Raw genomic sequence first — 20,807 nt, 5'->3', positions numbered from 1 at the left:
AATGATAACGTTACGCGATATCAATAAAACGTTTCAGACGAAAGAAGGTTTATTTCACGGTGTAAAATCAGTCTCTTTGCAAATTGAGGAACATGATATATATGGAATTGCTGGATTAAGTGGTGCTGGAAAGTCTACATTATTACGTACAATGAATTTATTGGAAAAACCAGATTCAGGTGCAGTTATTGTAAATGGAAAAGATTTAACAAAGTTATCCAAGAAAGATTTACGAACAGCAAGACAGTCAATTGGTATGATTTTTCAGCATTTTCATCTTCTTCATAATAAAAACGTATCGGATAATATTGCTTTACCATTAGAATTGAAATCAGTTTCAAAAGAAGAGAGAGAAAAACGTGTAAGAGAGTGTTTGGAGATTGTTGGCTTAAGTGATAAAGCGCATCATTTTCCTTCTCAACTAAGTGGTGGACAAAAACAGCGTGTTGCGATTGCTCGTGCATTAGCAAATGATCCCAAGGTATTGCTTTGTGATGAACCGACATCGGCACTCGATCCGAAAACGACACGATCTATTTTGCAATTTTTACAAAAGATAAATAAAGAGTTAGGAGTTACAATCGTAATTGTAACGCATGAAATGAATGTAATTAAACAAATTTGTAATAAAGTAGCGGTGATGGAAGAAGGAGAAGTTGTTGAATCTTTCCACTTACGTGACCAACATCTAAAACCAACAACAGAAATTGCAAAACTTCTATTAGGTGTAGAACAAGAGAGGGGCATTGCACATGTTCAATAATGTTATCCCACTGCTTCCAGAGATTTGGACATCACTTTTACAAACATTATTAATGGTTGGACTTTCAGTTGGAGCAGCAATTATTTTAGGTGTTCCTTTAGGTGTAATTTTATATTTTACAAGTAAAGGACAAATTTTGGAACAAAATATTGTCCATCGTATTTTAAACGGCATTGTAAATATTATTCGCTCATTTCCATTTATCATTTTACTAGTGGCTCTTGTGCCACTTACAAGAATTTTATTAGGAACTACAATTGGTCCAATCGCTGCAACGATTCCATTATCAGTAGCAGCCATTCCCTATTTTGCGAGACTCGTAGAGCAAGCATTACGCGAGGTTCCAAAAGGTGTAATTGAAGCTGCTGAGGCAATGGGAGCGACGCCACTGCAAATTGTGTGGAAAGTATTGCTCGTTGAAGCGCGTTCAGGCCTTGTATTAAGCTTAACAGTTTTAACAGTAAGTTTTATTTCCTACTCAGCCATGGCAGGTGTTGTTGGCGGAGGCGGTGTCGGCGATTTAGCAATTCGTTTTGGATATTATCGTTTTCAAACAGACGTTATGATTGTTACGGTACTTATGCTTGTTATTCTCGTTCAATCTGTTCAATTCATTGGGAATAGGATTGCTGCAAAAATTGATAAACGGTAAGTATGAAAAAAGGCTTCGGTATACACCGAGCCTTTTTATAGTGAAAGATGAATTGCTGAGGGTATTCTGCTAAGTTCAAACAATCAGTATAGTTCATAATGAATCAGAGGTAGATGTGTGGGAAATTAGCCCTATCGATATAGATATGAGAGAATGTAGGAGATCTAAATAGGGAATATATATTTTAAAGGGGGAATAACAGTGGCGGAAATTAAATTTGATATTAAAGAAATTTTTGGAACTTTATCACAGTCACCTAAAGGCTGGAATAAAGAGCTCAATTTAATCAGTTGGAACGGAAAAGAGCCAAAATATGATCTGCGTGATTGGGCACCAGAGCATGACAAAATGGGAAAAGGTGTTACATTGACGGTTGAAGAGTTAAAGGCATTAAAAAATATTTTAAATCGCATGGAGTTATAAAGTAAAACTTTAATCAGTGGGGGCTATCCCCACTGATTATCAGCCCTCACCAATCGGGATTTTACGGACAGTTCATCTCCCACCTAACTTCTTTGCTTTTACTGAATTTTGAGGCGGGAGTGTTACTGTCCGTTAATGCGGGATAAAAACGAAATGATTTGTGCAGAGAAAACCACTTTTGAATCATTATTTCAAAAGTGGCTTTTTGTATGGACGTATATGTCGGAAAAGACTATATAATCTTTACCTCTTTATCTTCTTTCTTGTGATGTTCAGGTACATAGATATATTGGGATACGATAAGGAGAACGCTTATAAAAAATATAGGGAACATACTTGATATAAATAGACCATCAATCTTTAAATTAGTGATTAGACAAACGATAATAATGAGTGATGTAAATAGATGAGAAATGTGTTTTCTTAATCGTATTTTATATACCTCTCGCAATATTTCACAGCATACAAATAGGATGAGCATACTTAAAAAAATTACATTTGTATCATAAATAATGAAACAACAGATTAGGCCGAAAAAAGCTAGGTATTCAATGAGTAATGGAATATTACGTAGCATAAGATGTTACCGTACTAAGTAAGGAAGTGGATCAACGGCATTTGTTTTTTCAAAATTCCATTCCCCATTATGTAATTCGAAATGAAGGTGTTGCCCAGTTGAATGTCCAGTATTCCCCATCTGCCCCAACACTTGTCCAGTTTGAACGCGATCTCCAGCTTGTACAGATCGGTTTTTCATATGTGCATAAACAGTTGTATATAATTTTCCTTTTATGTAATGAGTGACGAATACGACGTTTCCGTAGCTGCTAGAATAGTAGGATTTGATAACTTTTCCAGCAGCTGCAGCACGAATAGGCTTATCTCCAGTTGCTGTAAAATCGACACCATAATGCATTTGCCCCCATCTGACTTCGAAGTTTGAGCTAACTTGTCCTTGTGTTGGAAATTTAAAAACAGCAGGTATTGAAGGTGACGCAGACTGTTCTTGTTGTTTATTTTGTAATACATATTGCTTTGTAACATATCCATATCCAGAGCCAAAACGAATTTTATACCATGTACCTACTGTGCCTACTACTTGTATTTGTGTCCCATTTTGCAAGGAACCAATAACAGCAGTATTTGTTCCTGCACCATTTCTTACCCTTAGTTTAGGGGTTGCAACATAATAAGAATTATTTTGTATAGTGATTCCTTTAACGAATGGTTGTGAGTTATGTGATACAAATTCTTTTTTCACATATCCTATTTTTCCGTTGTAAGAGATGAGATACCAGTCATTAAGTGTTTCTTGAACAGAGATAAATGTCCCATTTGGTAATACGTCAAGGATGGATGATTGTATACTTGGTTCTGAACGAAGGTTTAAGGCGCTTGCATTTACGATATGTTGGTTACGCTGTTGATTTAATTTCGCCAAAGATAAATTAGATTTTTGTATGTAACCAATTTTGTTTTGAGCGTTTACTTTATACCAGTCACGTGTAGTTTCGAGAATGGTAACAGGTGTATTGTATGAAATACTGCCAAGGGAATCACCATTTGTTGTATTTTCTTGATATAGTTGGACTTTATCAAGTTTTACATGTCCGATTTTTACGTTGTTTTTTGGTTGTACAGCAGCTGTTTTCATATCCGCTTCAGTAATTGATGGGAGAAGAGAAGTAACCGCGACAGTTGCTGCTGTCAATGTTGTAACTTTCATATTCATCGTATAATGAGCCCCCTTGTGTAATTTGTGGTAAAATTTAGAATTATATTACAAGAATAACAGAAATATAAAGAATATGGAAATAAATGAAAGAGATTTTTGTTTTTCTCAACATAAGATTTATTCGTACGATAATATTTGATGGTTTAAATGAGGCGTGGAAATTATCCGATATTTTCTAGGAAGATTAACTGCTTTATAGAATTCACAGACTTCATGTGATAAACGTAACAATTTTGAGAAAATAATGAATCTGTTAAGGAGTTTCGAAATCTTTCTTTTCAATTCCTTTTTTTATGTTTTATATGAGAAACCTAGGTTTCTTATTTATGCTGCGGTATAATAATGTGGAAAAAGTACGAAAAGAGGTAGTTTCATGCTCGAAGTCATTGCAACTTGTTTAGAAGATGTGAAGCAAATTGAAAAAGCTGGTGGAAATCGAATTGAGTTAATTTCAGCATATACAGAAGGTGGGTTAACACCAAGTTATGCTTTTATAAAAAAAGCGGTGAAAGCAGCAAACATACCTATCCATGTTATGATTCGTCCCCATGCTAAGTCATTTATATATACAACAGAAGAAATTGAAATGATGAAAGAAGATATTTTAATTGCACAAGAACTTGGTGCAGCAGGTGTTGTTTTAGGTGTATTAAATGAGCAGAATCAAGTTGATGAAAAAAATTTAGCTAATTTATTATCTGTTGTAGATGGGATTAATATCACATTTCATCGTGCGATAGATGAAGTGGATGATCTTATTGGTGCAGTTAAAACATTACGTAATTTTGAAAAAATAACTCATATTTTAACTTCTGGTGGTCAAGGGACGATAGAGGGAAATATACCTGTACTTCATGAAATGCAAAGAGTCAGTAAAGGGGATATCCAGCTCATTGTTGGAAGTGGTGTGACAAAAGAAAATATAAAGCGACTATTGAACGAAACAGGAATTTCAGAAGCACATGTTGGTACTGCAGTCCGAGAAGGTAAATCTTGTTTTGCTGAAGTAGATCAAAAATCTGTACAAGATCTAGTGGTATTAACAAAATCATTATAATACTAGAGAAGAGGGAAAAAGATGGAGAAAAGCAAGAAAAAAGAAATCGTTTCATGGGTTAAAACAATAGGGATTACGCTAGGAATCGCTTTAATTGTACGTGGTATTTTATTTACTCCTTCACTCGTACAAGGTGAGTCTATGATGCCTACTTTAGAAAATAACGAGCGTGTACTTGTAAATAAAATTGGTTTTAATGTACAGGGATTAAATCGTTTTGATATTATTGTTTTTCATGGAAAAGAAGGATATGATTTAGTGAAGCGAGTAATTGGCTTACCAGGAGATACGATTGAATATAAAAACGACGTATTGTACGTGAATGGAAAAGCGGTTGATGAACCATATTTAGCAGATTATAAGGACGAGGTATCGAAAGGGAAATTAACTCCTGATTTTACATTAGAACAAAAAACTGGGAAAACAAAAGTTCCAGAAGGTCAAGTGTTTGTGTTAGGAGATAATCGTCAAGTTTCAAAAGATAGTCGCATGTTTGGTTTTGTTTCTGAAGATCAAATTGTCGGAAAAGGTGAAGCGGTATTTTGGCCGCTGCAACAAGTGAGAGCATTGCATTAAAGAGAGAGTTTACGTATACGCGTTAAAAAAGCATTGAATTTTACTTTCAATGCTTTTTTTATTTGAGAAAAATATTGTTTAAATAGAAAGAATATTTTATAATTTTAAATTATATGTTTGTTTCAAAAAACGGAATTATTGTTCCGAATTACGGAACTTAGGGGAGCTAAGATGAGTGTAAATAAAACGGCAGTAAAGACGATGGATATTTTAGAACTATTTTATGGACATGAAGAGCTAACGTTAACGGAAATGGTTCATCAGACGGGAATGCCTAAAACATCTGTATACCGTTTAATTGGTTCGCTTGAAGAAATGGGCTTTTTACAAAAGACAACAAGGGGAACATATAGGCTTGGATTAGTATTTTTAAGGTTCGGTCAACTCGTTTCGAAGCGATTGTCAGTACGAAATATTGCAAAGCCATATATGAAAAAACTTAGAGACTCTCTTGGTCAAGCTGTCAATTTAATTATTCAAGATGCGAATGAGGCAATTTATATTGAAAAAATGGATGGAGATCAACCAGTAAGAGTATACACAGAGATAGGACGGCGAGCTCCTTTATATGCCGGAGCATGTCCGCGTATTTTACTTTCGTATTTTTCGGAAGACGATCAAATGCAGTATATAGAGAAAGTGCAATTACAACAATTTGCAGATGGAACGATAGTGGATAAAGAAGAGTTGCAAAGCCTATTATGTAAGGCTAAAAGAGAAGGATATACGATCAGTTATTCGGAACTTGAGAATCATACAGCTGCAATTGCAGCCCCTATTTTTGCAAGTGATGGTAGTGTAATAGCTGGTATTAGTATTTCGGGATTAGAAATAGAGTATAATGAATCGACAATTCCAAACTTTATTACAAAAGTAAAAGAAACAGCGCATCAAATTTCGAAAGAACTTGGCTGGATAGGTGAAAAGGAAGGTATATGATGAAATTTTCAGCACTAGGGGATCAAGCAGTTGTTGTTACGTTTGGAGAAAAAATTGATTTGGATATATATGAAAATGTGCAAAATTTACATCGACTATTAAAGGGAAATCCATTTCTTGGAATGGTTGAGTGTGTACCTTCTTTTACTTCTTTAACGGTTTACTATGATGTATATAAGTTATGGAGGAAAAATGAAAGAAAGGTAGTACCATATGAGTTTGTATGTGAATACATGAATCGATTGTTTAGTCATAATCAAAATAAAACACAAAAACAATATGATTGTATTTCAATTCCAGTTTGTTATGGCGGGAAATATGGACCTGATTTAGAAGAAGTTGCGGCGTATCATGGGTTATGTGCAAATGAGGTGATTCGTCTTCATAGTGAAGTGACTTATTTTGTTTATATGTTAGGATTTACACCAGGATTTCCGTATTTGGGTGGTATGCCCAAAGAGCTAGAAACACCTAGAAAACAAACACCACGTCTACAAATAACACCTGGTTCAGTTGGAATTGGTGGAAGTCAAACTGGAATATATCCATTAGAAACACCAGGCGGCTGGAATATTATTGGCCGAACACCGATTGCGTTGTTTCAGCCAAATGAAGAAAAGCCTACATATGTGCAGAGCGGAATGTATTTACGTTTTATCCCAATAACAGAGGAAGAGTACCTGGTTATGGAGGGAGCTAGGAAATGAATGTTGAGGTTTTACATGCTGGGATGTTTACAACTGTTCAAGATTTAGGAAGGTATCACTATCAACAATATGGCGTGCCTGTTGGCGGTGCTATGGATCAGACAGCATTAAGAATGATAAATATGTTAGTTGGAAATGAAGAGAATGAAGCTGGATTAGAAATTACAATGATGGGACCAAAGCTTCTTATAAAGAAAACGACATTGCTAGCAATTGGTGGTGCGAATATGGAGCCTCTGTTAAACGGAGAACCCATTCCATTGTGGCGACCAGTTTTAGCGAAAGAAGGTAGCATGCTTTGCTTCGGGAAGACGCAGTTTGGGTGTAGGACATATGTGACATTTGCAGGTGGAATTGATGTTGCAAGTAGTATGGGAAGCAAAAGTACATATGTAAAAGCAGCTATAGGTGGACTAGAAGGACGAGCGCTTAAAAAGGGCGACCTTTTTCAAATTGGTACACCATCAAAATTTGCTACTTGTATGATAAAGAAATTGATGGATGAAGACAGAATAGAAACACGTTGGGGTATATGTAATCCTGTTCTACCCAAATATAGTCGCAGCCCAATCATTCGTGTTATTCCAGGTTTTGAATGGGATCAATTTAAGAGTGAGAGTTTAGAGTCGTTTTTTACAAAGGAATATAAAGTTTCCAATTATGCTGACCGTATGGGCTATCGATTTGAAGGTGAAAAATTAAAAAGAATAGAACAATCTGAGATTCTATCGAGTGCAGTTACATTTGGAACAATTCAAGTGCCATCTGATGGTCATCCAATCATCTTAATGGCAGATAGACAAACGACAGGTGGATATCCGTTAATTGGTAATGTCATATCAGTTGATTTACCTATTCTTGCGCAATTGAAACCAGGTGATTATGTCACGTTTGCAAAGACTTCTATAACAGAAGCGACGGAGCTTTACATCGAGAAAGAACAAAATATGAATCTATTAAAGAAGTTCATCGCTTTACAAGCGTAAAGCAGGAGGAGAGATAGCGTATGGTTACCGTTGACTTAAATTGTGATTTAGGAGAAGGCTTTGGTGCATATAAGATAGGAAACGATGATAAAATTCTTCCGTTTGTTTCATCAGTAAATATTGCATGCGGTTTTCATGCTGGTGATCCAACTGTCATGCGTCAAACTGTTGAAAAAGCGTTGTACCACAATGTGGAAATAGGAGCACATCCAGGGTTTCCGGATTTAATTGGATTTGGTAGAAGAATGATGTATATTTCGCCAGAAGAGGTCTATGATTATGTTTTATATCAAATAGGGGCATTAGATGGATTTATAAGAGCGGCAGGAGGAAGGATGCACCATATAAAACCGCACGGTGCACTTTATAATATGGCAGCCACTGATCAAGAGATTGCGGATGCAATTGCAAAAGCAATTTATCATATAAATCCAGATTTATTTCTGTATGGATTAGCGAAAAGTAAATTTATACAAGCAGCTGAAAAATATGAACTGAAACTCGTGCAGGAAGCATTTGCCGATCGTACGTATCAATTAGATGGAACATTAACAAGCCGAACAGAAGAAAATGCACTCATAAAAAATGAAGATATAGCAATTGAACAAGTGTTGCAGATGGTTAAGGAAAGAAATGTAAAAGCAGTTGGTGGAAAGATTATCAATATCGATGCACAAACAATTTGCATACACGGTGATGGTGAGCATGCAGTTCAATTTGCAGAAAGAATATACAGAACATTTAGATTAAATGATATTTCTATTTGTGCACCAAAGTAGAATAAGGAGGAGATACATAGATGTTGAAACTAATTGGAATATTGCTTGTAGCTGTTGGATTTTTATTTCGCCTTAATACGTTATTGGTTGTAATGGTTGCAGGAATTGTTACTGGTATGGTTGCGGGGATGAGTTTTTATGATGTCATAAGTATGTTTGGAAAGTTTTTTATAGAAAACCGATATATGTCTATGCCAATATTATTAACTTTGCCTGTAATTGGAATTTTAGAACGATATGGACTGAAAGAACGTGCAGAAGCATTGATATCAAAATCTAAGGGAGCAACGACTGGTAGAGTATTAATGTCATATTTTACAATTCGTGAGGCTTCGGCAGCGGTAGGACTAAATATTGGGGGACATGCTCAAACAGTAAGGCCTCTTGTTGCACCGATGGCAGAAGGTGCAGCTCATGGACGTTATGGAAAACTACCAGAAAAATTAAAAGAAAAGATTAAAGCGAATGCAGCGGCAGCTGAAAATACGGCATGGTTTTTTGGTGAAGATATTTTTATCGCAACAGGAGCGATTCTATTAATGAAAGGATTCTTTGATTCTGTAGGAATGCATGTTGGTGTGTGGGATATGGCGCTTTGGGGAATTCCTACGGCAATCTCAGCTTTTATTGTAAGTTGGATTCGTTTTAAACAATTCGATAAGTATATTGAAAAAACGATGAAAAAAGAAGAAAGCCAACAAAAGGAGGCGATATAGGATGAATATTATTACACTTGATACAATCTATTATTTATTAGGTATTATTGTTGCCTTTGTCGCGATTCGTGTCGCTTTTGATCGTCAACATCCAAATCGCTTTGGTTCTAGTTTATTTTGGGCATTATTTTCTATTACATTTTTATTTGGAAATATGATTCCATCATTTTATATCGGTTGTATTGTATTAGCAATGGTCATTTTAGCATCATTGAATAAAGTAACGAAGTCCAATGAAAAAGAAGCACCTACTGAAGAACGAGTGAAACATGCAGAAAAACTGAGAAATAAAATTTTTATGCCCGCTATTTTAATTCCTATTTTTACGATTATTGGTACTTTAACTTTAGGAAAGCTAAAGTTTGGAAATGTATTTCTTGTTGATCCTGAGAAAGTCACATTAATTGCATTAGCTCTTGGGGCATTGCTTGCTTTTGTAGCAGCAATGGGAATCACAAAAGCAAAAATAACAGCGCCTGTACAAGAGGGAAGCAGATTATTACAAGCTGTCGGCTGGGCAGTTATTTTACCACAAATGTTAGCTGCGCTTGGCGGTATTTTTGCAAAGTCTGGTGTGGGTCAAGTTGTCTCGGATTTAGTAGGACAAGTATTGCCAACAGAGTATCCATTCGTTGCTGTTATGGCATATTGTTTAGGTATGATGTTGTTTACAGTTGTAATGGGGAATGCCTTTGCCGCATTTGCTGTTATTACAGGAGGAATTGGTTTACCGCTTATCGTTCAAATGCATGGTGGTAATCCAGCGATCATGGCCGCACTTGGAATGTTTGCAGGGTACTGCGGTACATTGATAACACCAATGGCTGCAAATTTTAATATTGTACCAGCGATGCTATTAGAATTAAAAGATAAAAATGCGGTAATTAAAGCCCAAGCACCAATTGCTATTACCATTTTTGTTATTAATATGTTCATCATGTATGGGCTCGTATATCGATTTTAGTAAGGAGTGGGAATGATGAAGACAGTATTGTTAACAGGGTTCGAACCTTTTGGTGGAGAGGAGATTAATCCTGCCTGGGAAGTTGTAAAGCAGCTTGATGGACAAAGCTTTGGAGATTACAAGATTGTTAGTAAACAAGTTCCAACTGTGTTTCATAAATCATTACAAGCGTTAAAGTCTTATATGGAAGAAATAGAACCGGAGCTTGTTATATGTATCGGGCAAGCAGGAGGACGTCCAGATATTACAGTGGAACGAGTTGCAATAAATGTAGATGATGCAAGAATCACTGACAATGAAGGAAACCAACCGGTTGATGTATCTATTGTAGAAGGGGGGCCCGTTGCGTATTGGTCTACACTTCCTATAAAAGCTACTGTAAAAAAACTTCGGGAAGAAGGAATACCTGCTTCTGTTTCTCAAACTGCAGGTACATTTGTTTGTAATCATCTCTTTTATGGACTTATGGACATTTTAGCAAAAAGTGAAAACGGGGCTCGTGGTGGTTTTATACATATTCCGTTTTTGCCAGAGCAAGCAAGTAAGCATCCTGGACAACCGAGTATGTCGCTTTCAACTATTACAACTGGAATTGAATTATTGGTACGGATCGCATTAGAGGTAGAAATGGATATTATAGAATGTGGCGGGACCACACACTAAACAAAAGTACAACACCTGCTATGGACAAATGTTATAATAAAGGAAGGATTATACATAGAGGTGAGAGCAATGCAGCAATATGAAGAAGTTCGTTCTGTTATAGAAAAAGCAAATAAGATAACGGTATTAACAGGTGCTGGTGCAAGTACAGAAAGTGGCATTCCTGATTTTCGCTCAGCCAATGGTTTATATGCAGATGCTAAAGTTGAAATGTACTTATCTAGAGGATATTATAACCGTAATCCAAAAGAATTTTGGAAGCATTACAAAGAAATATTTCAAATTAATACTTTCCATCAATACAAACCAAACCGTGGGCATCAATTTTTAGCAAGTATAGAAGAGCAAGGAAAAGATATTGTGGTGTTAACACAAAACATTGATGGTCTGCACCAATTAGGAGGGAGTAAGCATGTGATAGATTTGCATGGTACACTCCAAACGGCCCATTGTCCAAAATGCAAAACGAAATATGATTTGCAATATATGATAGACCATGAGGTACCACGATGTGAAACATGTAATTTTATTTTAAATCCAGATGTCGTTTTATATGGTGATACATTACCACAATATCAAAATGCAATACAGCGTTTATATGAAACGGATGTATTACTTGTTATGGGAACCTCATTAAAAGTGCAGCCGGTTGCATCGTTCCCGCAAATTGCAAAAAGAGAAGTAGGGACAACGACTATTTTAGTAAATGAAGAGTTAACGAGTCAAGAGTATTATTTTGATTATATCTTTCAGCAAAAAATCGGGCAGTTTGTAGATCGATTTTAAATGATGTAGGAAAACCGAGATAAGAGGTATTTATCTCGGTTTTTTGGAGTTTAAATTTTCTTAATTTTCTTTAAAAATACTATAAATTATATTATCTATGTGCTTTAATATTATTAATAGAGGAGATTTTTATATCCGGATGAGAAAGTATGGTTTAATTTTTGTTATTTATAAGATAAAGATACTTTTAGACCATAGAAAGAGGAGAGCATAATGAAAAAGAAAGAACAGAAAAAGAAAGAACAGAAAAAGAAACGGAAAAAGAAAACCCATATTCCTTTCCGATTAAATGTGTTGTTTTTCTTTGTATTTCTTATGTTTTCAACTGTTATTGTTCAATTAGGTAAGGTTCAAATTATTGATGGTGAGACTTATAAAAATGAGGTGGAAAAAAAGGGAGATTTAACGGTTAGTACTCCCGTTCCACGTGGGAAAATTTTTGATCGAGAAGGCCACTCGATTGTTGATAATAAACCATTACGGACAATTACATATACAAAAATGAAAGGTGTTAATTCAGAAGAGATTTTAAATACGGCAAGACAACTTGCGAAGATGATTGAAATGCCGCAGGAGGCTATAAATAAGTTAACCGAGGTAGATAAGAAAGATTTTTGGATGCAATTACATAAGAAACGTGCAGCAGAAAAGGTTACAAAGGAGGATGAAAATAAATTAAGAGCAAAAAAAATAGAGGGAAAAGAATTAGATAAAAAGGTGGAAGAAATTAGACGTGAGCGAATTACAGCGGAAGAGTTAAATGAACTTACCCCACAAGATATAGAAGTATTAGCTATTAAAAGTAAAATGAATGCAGGATATAATATGACTCCTAAAATAATAAAAAAAGATGTAAAACCAGAAGAATATGCAGTAATTAGTGAAAATTTAGCAAATCTTCCAGGTGTGGATACGACCGTAGATTGGGAACGTGAGTATCCATATGATAAAATACTTCGTTCAGTACTTGGAAACGTTTCAAGTGCTGATGAAGGACTACCGAAAGAGCAATTAGATTATTATTTAGTTCGTGATTATAACCGCAATGATCGGGTTGGAAAGAGTTATATTGAAAAGCAATACGAAGACGCCCTACATGGTATGAAAGCGCAATCGAAAAATATTACAGATAAAGAAGGGAAAATACTTCGTACTGAACAAATTACGAAAGGGAGAAGTGGCAATAATTTAATGCTAACAATTGATATGGAATTGCAAAAGAAAGTTGAGGAAAGCATTGAAAAAAACTTAATGGCGTTCAAAGCTGTAGAACCAATGTTGGATCGTGCCTTTGTGGTAATGATGAATCCTAAAAACGGACAACTTTTGTCAATTTCAGGAAAGAAACTAGTAAATAAAGATGGAAATATTCAAGTAGAGGATTATGCCCTTGGTACAATGACAAGTTCATATGAATTAGGTTCAACAGTCAAGGGAGCTACGCTACTAACAGGTTATCAAACGGGTGCGATCAAACCATTTACTCATTTTTACGATGCACCGATGACATTTAAAGGGACAACAAAAGCAAAGAAATCATGGAAAGATTTTGGTGATATTGATGATGTCAGAGCTTTACAAGTATCTTCTAACGTATATATGTTTAACACAGCTTTAAAGATTGCGGGGATTGATTACGTACCGAATAGTCCGTTAAATGTGAAACAAGAAGTTTTTAATAAAATGCGTTATCATTTTGGGCAATTTGGTTTAGGCGTTCCAACGGGGATTGATTTACCCAATGAGACTGCGGGACAACGTGGAAGAAAAGATAATACACCAGGATTCTTACTTGATTATTCAATCGGTCAATATGATACGTATACACCGCTTCAGCTTGCGCAATATATTTCGACGATTGCGAATGGTGGTTATCGTATGAAACCACAAATTGTACAAGAAATTAGAGAGCAACCGAATAAAGCTGAGGATATAGGTAAGGTAGTTCAATCAATGGAACCGGTCATCTTAAATCGTGTAGACATGGACATATCCTATATTAATCAAGTGAAAGAAGGATTTAAGAAAGTGTTTCAAGAAGGCGATGGAACCGGTGTAGCACACTTTCAAAATCTACCGTATAAGCCTGCTGGAAAAACAGGAACAGCAGAAACAGTGTATGGTGGTGATAGTAATATAGGTAAGGATGAAAATGGAGATAGAAAAAAGTGTTATAATTTAACCTTAGCTGGTTACGCACCTTATGACTCTGATCCAGAAGTGGCATTTTCTGTTGTTGTACCATGGGTAAACGATGATAAATCAGGGATTAATTCTAAAATTGGAAGAGAAATTTTAGACGCATATTTTGATTTGAAAGTGAAAAGAGTGGGTGGAAATCCAGTGCCTATGGAACAGCCGAATAAACAGCAATAAAAGATTTTTACATTTACATAGAATAACAGGACAGTGAGGCATTTTAGGGGATGAAGGAAAGTCATGGAGCAGATTACTAGAAAAGAGTGGGACAAACTTATTTTGCTTGTATTCGTTATAATTGTTATAATTCAGTCTTTTACATTGTGTAAAGTAGGATTTGTGTATTATCCTTTTTCTAAAGCTAAGATTTTAGAATAACAATTCATCCGAAAAAGAGTCCTAAAAGGTAATGGAGCATACCTGTTAGGACTCTTTTATTATGATATTCTTATCGTTTTAATAAAAAAACGGTGTTGTTTCACATCAAAATACCCTTTTTGTAGGATAAGTTGATGTATTTTGTACAATTCATTTACATATGTTTCAGTTTTAAAATCAGGCACTTGCCAAGGAATTGCTTGTAAATAATAGACGAGAGCACTGATATCATAAAACCTTTGAACGGGAAACTCTTCTTTATATGTTAAAACTTTAAAACCATGTTGCTCGAGTTCACTTAGAGCAGTTTCTAAATTCCAATTTGTAAATTCAGAATTGAGTGGTGCCCCTAGTGCTTCATTGATTTCCGCACAATCTAAGCCACCTACTTGCTGCGTAAGAAAGATGCCATTTGGAGAAAGGATCCTTTTTACTTCGGAAACAGAGTAGGATTCGTGTTGATTTAAAATCAAATCGAATTGTCCATCATCAAATGGTAAAGTCTCATCATTGGTTACTTCTAGAACCTTTACACCTAAAGGTTCTAAATTCTTTTTTGCTAATGGGATATTTGGAGAATACCCTTCAGTCGCATAAATAGAAGGAGGGAATGGTCTTAGCATGGATAAGAATTCTCCACCACCTGTTCCCATATCAAGCATAGAATTCGTGTTTTGAATAAGGGAAAAGGCCATGCTACCGTAGGACCAAGAAAGTAATTGACTCTTCATACGATCAGTTTCTGTAATAAAGGAAAAATCCCATCCAGTAAAGCTTGCGTTTGCATTTTCTAATAAGGTGAAAAATAATTTATCATTCTTCATGTTAAATCCTCCTGTTTACTATATTCAAAATAGGGTGAATATAATAAACAGGAGGAGGACCTCTAATTACAATATACGGTTGTTACGTTTCGTGTTCTAGTATTTTCATATGAAATCACTCCTGGCAAAAGTATGTTGTTTTACCTTCTAGATTTATGAGTATAATACCTTCTAAAAGTAAAAAATAAAATAGATGTAGCTGTACAGTGGTAATAAATAAAGTCCCATAAACGGTCGTTTTCGGTACTTTTTAAGGAAACTAGATTGGATATATATGTTAGGATAAAGAAGAGATTGCGAAGAAATATACTTAAGCCAACACCAATAAAGGAATCCACGTTTTAGACTACCTAATTTGTGGATTCTTTTTATTTTAGCCTAAATATAATTCGAAAAATATTGTATTTTTATGTGTTTCTTACCGAATTATTTTTTTACATTGATGTTGGAACAATAATGGTGTATGACGCATAGTATAAAACATATACCGTATAACATACACCAAGAAAAGAGGTGAATGAATGGATACTTTATTGAATTCATTAACGACAGAGCTTAGGAGAGGAACTTTGACGTTAGCTGTTTTAAGTCAATTACAAAAGCCCCAGTACGGATATTCACTTGTTCAATTGTTGGAACAGTCAGGTATTAACATTGATCAAAGTACTTTATATCCATTGCTACGCCGCTTAGAAAAACAAGAGTTAGTAACAAGTAGTTGGGATACATCTGAGAGTAGACCGCGTAAGTACTATGTTCTAAGTGAATATGGTTTGGAGATTTTTTTACAGTTAAAAAGGGAATGGATGGACAATTCTAAAAAACTCTTAGAAGTGTTAAAAGGGGAGAAAGATGATGAATCTAATTGAAATTTATATACAAGAAGTGACTCGAAGACTGCCTGAAAAAAATCGTGAAGATATTGCTCTCGAGTTAAGATCAACCATTGAGGATATGTTACTTGATGATTACAGTGAAAAAAATATAAAAGGGGTTCTTGAAACATTAGGGAATCCCGCTATATTAGCTAGTAAATACCGCGATCAACCAATGCATCTTATTGGTCCTCACTATTTTGAGACATATGTTACGTTATTAAAAATGATTTTACCGATTGCTGCTATTATTTCTCTAATCTCGATCATTCCCGAATATTTTATAGGGTATCATGGCGAAGAAGCAGTAATTAGTGTGGGTTTTGATATTATTGGTTTTTGTATAGGGAGAATCGTTGAAGTAGGTATGCACGTCTTTTTCTGGCTGACACTTGTTTTCGCGCTTATTGAACGAGTAAATCATTCGAAAGGAAGTCACCCATTCACAACAAAGTTTACCAAATGGACAGCTGATGATTTAAAAAACACACCTTATATTCCTAAGAAAAAAGTCATCACGAAATTCGAAGTATTTGGAAGTTTATTATGGACTGCTATTTGGGCAACAGTTTATTTTTACGCAAATCATCTTGTAGGTATATATCGAAGTAGTACACACGGACTTGATTTTGCGGCCCCAGCTCTTAATCAGGATGTATTGCTTCAGTATTGGCCAATCGTTCTTGTTGTAATCGGTTTAGAAATAGTATTATCTATTTATAAATTAATTAAGGGACAATGGACAAAAGGAATAGCAATATTTAATACAGCTTTCCAGCTTATTGGAACCATTGTATTCATTGTGATAGTAACGAATCCAAATGTAATGAACCAAGATTTTATTACGTATACAGCTGATTTATTCACTATTACTACTAAACAACTTGAATCGCGGATAGTTGGCGGTGCAATTTTCTTCTTTATGTTATCTGCGGCAATCAGTGTATTTGATGGTATCCGCAAGGCTAAAATTCATTAATCAGCATTCATCTATTACGATAATAGGGTTTAGTTTAACAAGCCATCCCTTAAAAAAGTCGGATTCTTAGCGTACAGGTGAACTGTACCCCATAAAGAAAAGACACTCTAATGAGTGCCTGATCTTAACTAGCAACCGAATCCGCCACCTGAACAGCTGCATCCAATAATGATTAATAGAATGAACAGCACAATTAGTAAAGCGAATCCGCCACCAAAACCACCACAACTACCACCAAAGCTCATAATATTTCCTCCTTGAGTAAGAGGGGCCAACTGGGATGCACATGTGTTTTAACGGATACACATTACTTTATGTTTTTAAACAATATATGAGCAGGTCCTTTAAGAAATAAAGAAAGACACCCTTACGTGGTTCAGCCCAGCCAAGATACGTGTATTATTCTTCAATTCTTTCTAGTAGCCAATCTTGGACTTCATCTTTCAAATCCATTCCCACGATGATCTTACCAAGGAATACACCTTACCGATTAAATTTATATCTATGTCTATAGATGGTTTTAATGGATTCATTGTGTATGTAACTGTTTCGATATGGCGAACTGGGATACGAACAATCCCAATGATTCCAGATGTAAGTAAATATCCATCCTCTGTAATCTCAATTACGTTATTTTTCCATGTGAATTTGTTATCAGTTATTGCTTTTGGATTTTTCGCACCAAAAATACCCATGATTTCACTCCTAAATGGGGTAGCGTCAGGAAAATGTGGATTTACAACGCTAAGCCCATTTTCAAGACGATTCCCCCATTTTTAACAACGTTAAGAAAGTTTCAATGGTCTTAAAGAATCTAACGAGACCACTTTCTCCGAATTAAAATGGTATTCTCCTAGTAAATTAATATGTTTCCAACCTAGAGGTGACATATGGTGCAATAAGTCTTTATTAAAACTATCGGAATTAATAAAATTTCATCAAGTAATATACTTCCCTGACGTTATCTGTCAGGGAAGTTATATTATAATAGGCTATATCAATAGTGATAGGAGTGTTATTGGATGCAAACAAAAAAGGTTTATCTTTATGTATTTAATACAATGTCAGACTGGGAATATGGGTATTTAATTGCTGAATTAAACTCAGGAAGATATTTCAAAAAAGATGTAGCACCTTTAAAAGTAGTTACAGTAGGAACGAATAAAGAAGGTATTACTACGATGGGAGGGCTGAGCATACAACCAGATATTTCTCTTGATGAATGTACTCTTGAGAGTAAAGACCTTTTAGTCTTACCTGGAGGGAATACTTGGAGAGAAGATATTCATCAACCTATCTTAAAAAAAATTGATGAAGCCTTAAAGATTGGCACTATTGTTGCTGCAATTTGTGGTGCAACTGAGGCCCTCGCGAATATGGGATACTTAGATTTTAGAAAGCACACAAGCAATGACTTAGAGTATATTAAAATGGTCTGTCCTAATTATAAAGGAGAAAAGTTTTATGAGATGAGACCTGCGGTATCTGGTGAGAATTTGGTTACTGCATCAGGAGTAGCACCTCTGGAATTTACGATGGAAGTACTGAAAAAATTAGATGTATTTGCACCTGATACATTACATGCATGGTATAACTTAAATAAGACTCATAACCCTGAATACTTCTTCCAGTTAATGAATTCAATAAATAGATGAGCTAAAAAAATCAACTTAGCAGTTTTATATTAGTTCAAATAATTACCATGCTTTAGACGATGTCAAAGCATGGTTTTTGTGTATAACTTAAAAATGTTTATAGAAGTAAAAAAATTACAAAGCACTCCTGAAGTTGTTATAAATAGAACTGGTAACTCAATCTCTTTTTAATATTGAAATTTCCTTAACGCTGTAAATCCGCATTTTCCTGACGATACCCCATTTAAGAAAACCCTATATCAGAGCCATTTAGTGACCTTAAAGATGTACATCCAAATGCTTTTTCAACAAAAAGAGTTTCTATCCATCCTAGAGCAAGAGATTGATGAATTAGCCATGCAGTTTGAAGAGTATGAGATTCTCCGTTCTATACCGGGAGTAGGATGTAAGATTGCGGCTACGCTCATCTCCGAAATCGGGGGAATCAAGCAGTTTAGTCACCCAAAAAGCTAGTGGCCTATGCAGGAATTGACCCCAGGATCTATCAATCAGGTAAGTTTACAGCTACCATAAACCGCATCACGAAAAGAGGCTCTTCCAAGCTACGACAAGCTTTATATACAGCCGTTCAGTGTGGATTAACGAATAATTGAAACACCAAACTCAGAGAGTTTTACGACAAGAAGTGAGGGAAAACCTCACAAAGTAGCGATAATAGCCTACGCCAACAAGCTATTACATTGGATTTATGCCATTCTCAAGCATAAAGAGAGTTTCATAGCATAACAAATAACTAATAATTACATTAATTAAAAAAACTTCAAATTGTTGTTTTGAAGTCTCTTAGTCATGCCTTTTTTATTGTACCATTACTTATGAATCAATATTAAGCCAAAAGTATTGACTTATATTAGCTGGTATAATTGAATAAATGAATATTAACTACATGTTTAAATGACTACACTTTAACAATATTCACTTTCCAGCTATTTTGCAGTTTTCGAATAAAGATGATTTGACCAATGTGATATGCGTTATGAGTGGATACATTTCCAAGTATCTCCCACCACTTCGCATGTGCAGGGAAGCCATTTACTTCACCCTCAACTTTTTCTTCCGTTAATAAATCTTGCCATTGTAACAACACCTCTAAAAGTCGTTCTTTTAAGTCACTAAAACTTTTATTTTCGGGAATTATAAAACTTTTATTATTATCACCTATGGGAGGTACAGCATTAACATGAGATTTTTGGTACCTAGTTTGCCATGTTTCATTCCAATAAAGTAGGTGCTGCACAATTTCAGCAATACTATTACAATTTTCGTTAGGCTTCCAAAACGCTTCTTCCTCTGACAAATTTTCGACCGAGTCAGAAAATGGAAGGTACCAGCTAGGATCATTAGCATTAGCTAATAACTGATCAGATAAGACGTCTTTTGCATGAAACATGCTCTCCACACTCCTAATAATTTTTTTCTGATTTATTCAAGTTAAAAACCAAAGTAGTGGTAAAACTCAGGTCTCAAATGTAATAAATCGACTACCTAGTTCTATTAATTCTCTTATATTAAGTTAATCCCTTCATTATTTTTTCATAAGGGGGTCCTACCACATCGCCATCAAGCTAAGGTTTTAATATACCCCCTAAATGAACATTTTCTTTTTCTACAGGTAGTTACTTTGAAAAGTCAGCTTATTTTTTCGTTTTGAGGGCGTTTATTTTTCTTAAGCTGATGAATATGGAGTACCCCCTAGGTTAAATAAAATTCCACTTAGAAACAAGTGATTTTAACAACGTTAGGAGTGTTTCATGCAGCACAATGTCATTTATGTTGTATCGCAAGAAGAAAAATCACATTAGAAAAGAGCCGGAATTCACCCTGTTAAGAGTAAACCAAATCTTTAATATTTAAAGGACGAAAAAAAGAAACATAGAAGTGAAAAACCTCTGTGTTTCTTTTTGATTCATATATTTATTGGAAAATACTTCGAACTTTCAGGCATAGATACTTCTTCTAGCCTATTATAGAAGCTATTTTGAACGTAAGGGATTTGTAAGGAATAGGTAAGGAAAAAGAGATTTTCATTGTGTATGATCAAAATATAAAGAAGCATGAAAGGCGGAACAGATATGACTTATATATGAAAAACAAACCAGTTAACAAGAGTGTTTCAAGGAAAAGAAGTAATTTCTGGGGTTAACATACATG

Annotated in this window: 22 protein-coding genes and 1 pseudogene; 18 read left to right on the top strand and 5 right to left on the bottom strand. The window is 35.1% G+C overall.

What is annotated here, in order from left to right:
- The first annotated feature begins 1 nt into the window (after position 1).
- The 3 genes from C568_RS31255 (at position 2) to C568_RS0125915 (ending at position 1,838) form a co-directional block, all read left to right on the top strand.
- Positions 2-763, top strand: a complete 762-nt coding sequence (locus C568_RS31255; RefSeq protein ID WP_018783130.1) for a methionine ABC transporter ATP-binding protein — start codon at positions 2-4, stop codon at positions 761-763.
- Positions 753-1,415 (top strand): methionine ABC transporter permease, encoded by a 663-nt coding sequence (locus C568_RS0125920; protein ID WP_018783129.1) that lies wholly within the window; start codon positions 753-755, stop codon positions 1,413-1,415. Before C568_RS31255 ends, C568_RS0125920 begins: the two co-directional genes overlap by 11 nt.
- A 201-nt stretch (positions 1,416-1,616) precedes the next feature.
- Positions 1,617-1,838, top strand: coding sequence for a YdbC family protein (locus C568_RS0125915; protein WP_018783128.1), 222 nt, complete (start codon positions 1,617-1,619; stop codon positions 1,836-1,838).
- Positions 1,839-2,421: 583 nt separating this feature from the next.
- Here C568_RS0125915 and C568_RS0125910 read toward each other — a convergent pair.
- Positions 2,422-3,570, bottom strand: coding sequence for an SH3 domain-containing protein (locus tag C568_RS0125910; protein ID WP_006095465.1), 1,149 nt, complete (start codon positions 3,568-3,570; stop codon positions 2,422-2,424).
- A 376-nt stretch (positions 3,571-3,946) separates the two neighbouring features.
- Here C568_RS0125910 and C568_RS0125905 point away from each other — a divergent pair, with 376 nt between their 5' ends.
- From C568_RS0125905 to C568_RS0125855, 11 genes are all read left to right on the top strand, one after another.
- Positions 3,947-4,630, top strand: a complete 684-nt coding sequence (locus C568_RS0125905; protein ID WP_006095466.1) for a copper homeostasis protein CutC — start codon at positions 3,947-3,949, stop codon at positions 4,628-4,630.
- A 21-nt stretch (positions 4,631-4,651) separates the two neighbouring features.
- On the top strand, positions 4,652-5,206 hold the full coding sequence (lepB, locus tag C568_RS0125900) for a signal peptidase I (protein WP_003207624.1): 555 nt from the start codon (positions 4,652-4,654) through the stop codon (positions 5,204-5,206).
- A gap of 171 nt (positions 5,207-5,377) precedes the next feature.
- Positions 5,378-6,145 carry an IclR family transcriptional regulator gene (locus tag C568_RS0125895; RefSeq protein ID WP_018783127.1) on the top strand — a complete coding sequence of 256 codons (768 nt, stop codon included), beginning with the start codon at positions 5,378-5,380 and terminating at the stop codon, positions 6,143-6,145.
- Positions 6,145-6,852: a 5-oxoprolinase subunit PxpB gene (pxpB, locus tag C568_RS0125890; RefSeq protein WP_018783126.1), complete on the top strand. Its 708-nt coding sequence runs from the start codon at positions 6,145-6,147 to the stop codon at positions 6,850-6,852. Before C568_RS0125895 ends, pxpB begins: the two co-directional genes overlap by 1 nt.
- Positions 6,849-7,838, top strand: coding sequence for a biotin-dependent carboxyltransferase family protein (locus tag C568_RS0125885; protein ID WP_018783125.1), 990 nt, complete (start codon positions 6,849-6,851; stop codon positions 7,836-7,838). The genes pxpB and C568_RS0125885 overlap by 4 nt, the downstream gene beginning before the upstream one ends.
- A 20-nt stretch (positions 7,839-7,858) precedes the next feature.
- Complete coding sequence (gene pxpA, locus C568_RS0125880) at positions 7,859-8,617, top strand: 5-oxoprolinase subunit PxpA (protein ID WP_006095470.1); 759 nt, start codon at positions 7,859-7,861, stop codon at positions 8,615-8,617.
- A gap of 20 nt (positions 8,618-8,637) precedes the next feature.
- Positions 8,638-9,333 (top strand): DUF969 domain-containing protein, encoded by a 696-nt coding sequence (locus C568_RS0125875; protein WP_003198508.1) that lies wholly within the window; start codon positions 8,638-8,640, stop codon positions 9,331-9,333.
- Position 9,334: 1 nt separating this feature from the next.
- Positions 9,335-10,297: a DUF979 domain-containing protein gene (locus tag C568_RS0125870; protein WP_003198510.1), complete on the top strand. Its 963-nt coding sequence runs from the start codon at positions 9,335-9,337 to the stop codon at positions 10,295-10,297.
- Between the two features lie 15 nt (positions 10,298-10,312).
- The gene (gene pcp / locus C568_RS0125865; protein WP_018783124.1) at positions 10,313-10,960 is read left to right on the top strand and encodes a pyroglutamyl-peptidase I; all 648 of its coding nucleotides are present in this window, start codon (positions 10,313-10,315) and stop codon (positions 10,958-10,960) included.
- Positions 10,961-11,029: 69 nt separating this feature from the next.
- Complete coding sequence (locus C568_RS0125860) at positions 11,030-11,746, top strand: NAD-dependent protein deacylase (RefSeq protein WP_018783123.1); 717 nt, start codon at positions 11,030-11,032, stop codon at positions 11,744-11,746.
- Between the two features lie 213 nt (positions 11,747-11,959).
- Complete coding sequence (locus C568_RS0125855) at positions 11,960-14,122, top strand: peptidoglycan D,D-transpeptidase FtsI family protein (RefSeq protein WP_018783122.1); 2,163 nt, start codon at positions 11,960-11,962, stop codon at positions 14,120-14,122.
- Positions 14,123-14,382: 260 nt separating this feature from the next.
- Here C568_RS0125855 and C568_RS0125845 read toward each other — a convergent pair whose 3' ends face one another.
- Positions 14,383-15,147 (bottom strand): class I SAM-dependent methyltransferase, encoded by a 765-nt coding sequence (locus C568_RS0125845; RefSeq protein ID WP_018783120.1) that lies wholly within the window; start codon positions 15,145-15,147, stop codon positions 14,383-14,385.
- A gap of 521 nt (positions 15,148-15,668) precedes the next feature.
- Between C568_RS0125845 and C568_RS0125840 the strand changes: the two genes are divergently transcribed.
- The gene (locus C568_RS0125840) at positions 15,669-16,016 is read left to right on the top strand and encodes a PadR family transcriptional regulator (protein WP_006095475.1); all 348 of its coding nucleotides are present in this window, start codon (positions 15,669-15,671) and stop codon (positions 16,014-16,016) included.
- The gene (locus C568_RS0125835; protein ID WP_018783119.1) at positions 16,003-17,001 is read left to right on the top strand and encodes an HAAS signaling domain-containing protein; all 999 of its coding nucleotides are present in this window, start codon (positions 16,003-16,005) and stop codon (positions 16,999-17,001) included. The genes C568_RS0125840 and C568_RS0125835 overlap by 14 nt, the downstream gene beginning before the upstream one ends.
- 128 nt (positions 17,002-17,129) lie before the next feature.
- Here the strand turns inward: C568_RS0125835 and C568_RS33695 are convergent, their stop codons facing one another.
- Positions 17,130-17,246: a YjcZ family sporulation protein gene (locus C568_RS33695; RefSeq protein ID WP_003209912.1), complete on the bottom strand. Its 117-nt coding sequence runs from the start codon at positions 17,244-17,246 to the stop codon at positions 17,130-17,132.
- 198 nt (positions 17,247-17,444) lie between these two features.
- On the bottom strand, positions 17,445-17,696 hold the full coding sequence (locus C568_RS32125) for a hypothetical protein (protein ID WP_231399017.1): 252 nt from the start codon (positions 17,694-17,696) through the stop codon (positions 17,445-17,447).
- A gap of 327 nt (positions 17,697-18,023) precedes the next feature.
- Here C568_RS32125 and C568_RS0125820 point away from each other — a divergent pair, with 327 nt between their 5' ends.
- Both C568_RS0125820 and C568_RS35775 read left to right on the top strand, forming a co-directional pair.
- On the top strand, positions 18,024-18,656 hold the full coding sequence (locus C568_RS0125820; protein WP_018783118.1) for a type 1 glutamine amidotransferase family protein: 633 nt from the start codon (positions 18,024-18,026) through the stop codon (positions 18,654-18,656).
- Positions 18,657-18,875: 219 nt separating this feature from the next.
- Positions 18,876-19,382: pseudogene (locus C568_RS35775) on the top strand (IS110 family transposase); the annotation flags it as partial.
- A 172-nt stretch (positions 19,383-19,554) separates the two neighbouring features.
- On the opposite strand, the gene C568_RS0125810 reads toward C568_RS35775, so the two are convergent.
- Positions 19,555-20,046, bottom strand: a complete 492-nt coding sequence (locus tag C568_RS0125810) for a DinB family protein (RefSeq protein ID WP_018783116.1) — start codon at positions 20,044-20,046, stop codon at positions 19,555-19,557.
- Positions 20,047-20,807 lie beyond the last annotated feature (761 nt).

It is taken from the genome of Bacillus sp. 95MFCvi2.1 (genome assembly GCF_000374965.1).
GTDB lineage: Bacteria > Bacillota > Bacilli > Bacillales > Bacillaceae_G > Bacillus_A > Bacillus_A pseudomycoides.
The sequence above is the reverse complement of the archived record's forward strand: the minus strand, read 5'-3'. Positions and strand labels throughout refer to the sequence as shown.

What these genes read in the sequence shown, in the direction of transcription:
- C568_RS0125910 (WP_006095465.1), bottom strand. Translation starts at nt 3,570, where the DNA reads ATGAATATGAAAGTTACAACATTGACAGCAGCAACTGTCGCGGTTACT.
- C568_RS0125870 (WP_003198510.1), top strand. Translation starts at nt 9,335, where the DNA reads ATGAATATTATTACACTTGATACAATCTATTATTTATTAGGTATTATT.
- C568_RS0125895 (WP_018783127.1), top strand. Translation starts at nt 5,378, where the DNA reads ATGAGTGTAAATAAAACGGCAGTAAAGACGATGGATATTTTAGAACTA.
- C568_RS0125860 (WP_018783123.1), top strand. Translation starts at nt 11,030, where the DNA reads ATGCAGCAATATGAAGAAGTTCGTTCTGTTATAGAAAAAGCAAATAAG.
- C568_RS0125835 (WP_018783119.1), top strand. Translation starts at nt 16,003, where the DNA reads ATGAATCTAATTGAAATTTATATACAAGAAGTGACTCGAAGACTGCCT.
- C568_RS0125885 (WP_018783125.1), top strand. Translation starts at nt 6,849, where the DNA reads ATGAATGTTGAGGTTTTACATGCTGGGATGTTTACAACTGTTCAAGAT.
- C568_RS33695 (WP_003209912.1), bottom strand. Translation starts at nt 17,246, where the DNA reads ATGAGCTTTGGTGGTAGTTGTGGTGGTTTTGGTGGCGGATTCGCTTTA.
- C568_RS0125875 (WP_003198508.1), top strand. Translation starts at nt 8,638, where the DNA reads ATGTTGAAACTAATTGGAATATTGCTTGTAGCTGTTGGATTTTTATTT.
- C568_RS31255 (WP_018783130.1), top strand. Translation starts at nt 2, where the DNA reads ATGATAACGTTACGCGATATCAATAAAACGTTTCAGACGAAAGAAGGT.
- pxpA (WP_006095470.1), top strand. Translation starts at nt 7,859, where the DNA reads ATGGTTACCGTTGACTTAAATTGTGATTTAGGAGAAGGCTTTGGTGCA.
- C568_RS0125855 (WP_018783122.1), top strand. Translation starts at nt 11,960, where the DNA reads ATGAAAAAGAAAGAACAGAAAAAGAAAGAACAGAAAAAGAAACGGAAA.
- C568_RS0125820 (WP_018783118.1), top strand. Translation starts at nt 18,024, where the DNA reads ATGCAAACAAAAAAGGTTTATCTTTATGTATTTAATACAATGTCAGAC.
- pcp (WP_018783124.1), top strand. Translation starts at nt 10,313, where the DNA reads ATGAAGACAGTATTGTTAACAGGGTTCGAACCTTTTGGTGGAGAGGAG.
- C568_RS32125 (WP_231399017.1), bottom strand. Translation starts at nt 17,696, where the DNA reads ATGGGTATTTTTGGTGCGAAAAATCCAAAAGCAATAACTGATAACAAA.
- C568_RS0125905 (WP_006095466.1), top strand. Translation starts at nt 3,947, where the DNA reads ATGCTCGAAGTCATTGCAACTTGTTTAGAAGATGTGAAGCAAATTGAA.
- C568_RS0125810 (WP_018783116.1), bottom strand. Translation starts at nt 20,046, where the DNA reads ATGTTTCATGCAAAAGACGTCTTATCTGATCAGTTATTAGCTAATGCT.
- C568_RS0125920 (WP_018783129.1), top strand. Translation starts at nt 753, where the DNA reads ATGTTCAATAATGTTATCCCACTGCTTCCAGAGATTTGGACATCACTT.
- C568_RS0125840 (WP_006095475.1), top strand. Translation starts at nt 15,669, where the DNA reads ATGGATACTTTATTGAATTCATTAACGACAGAGCTTAGGAGAGGAACT.
- lepB (WP_003207624.1), top strand. Translation starts at nt 4,652, where the DNA reads ATGGAGAAAAGCAAGAAAAAAGAAATCGTTTCATGGGTTAAAACAATA.
- C568_RS0125845 (WP_018783120.1), bottom strand. Translation starts at nt 15,147, where the DNA reads ATGAAGAATGATAAATTATTTTTCACCTTATTAGAAAATGCAAACGCA.
- pxpB (WP_018783126.1), top strand. Translation starts at nt 6,145, where the DNA reads ATGAAATTTTCAGCACTAGGGGATCAAGCAGTTGTTGTTACGTTTGGA.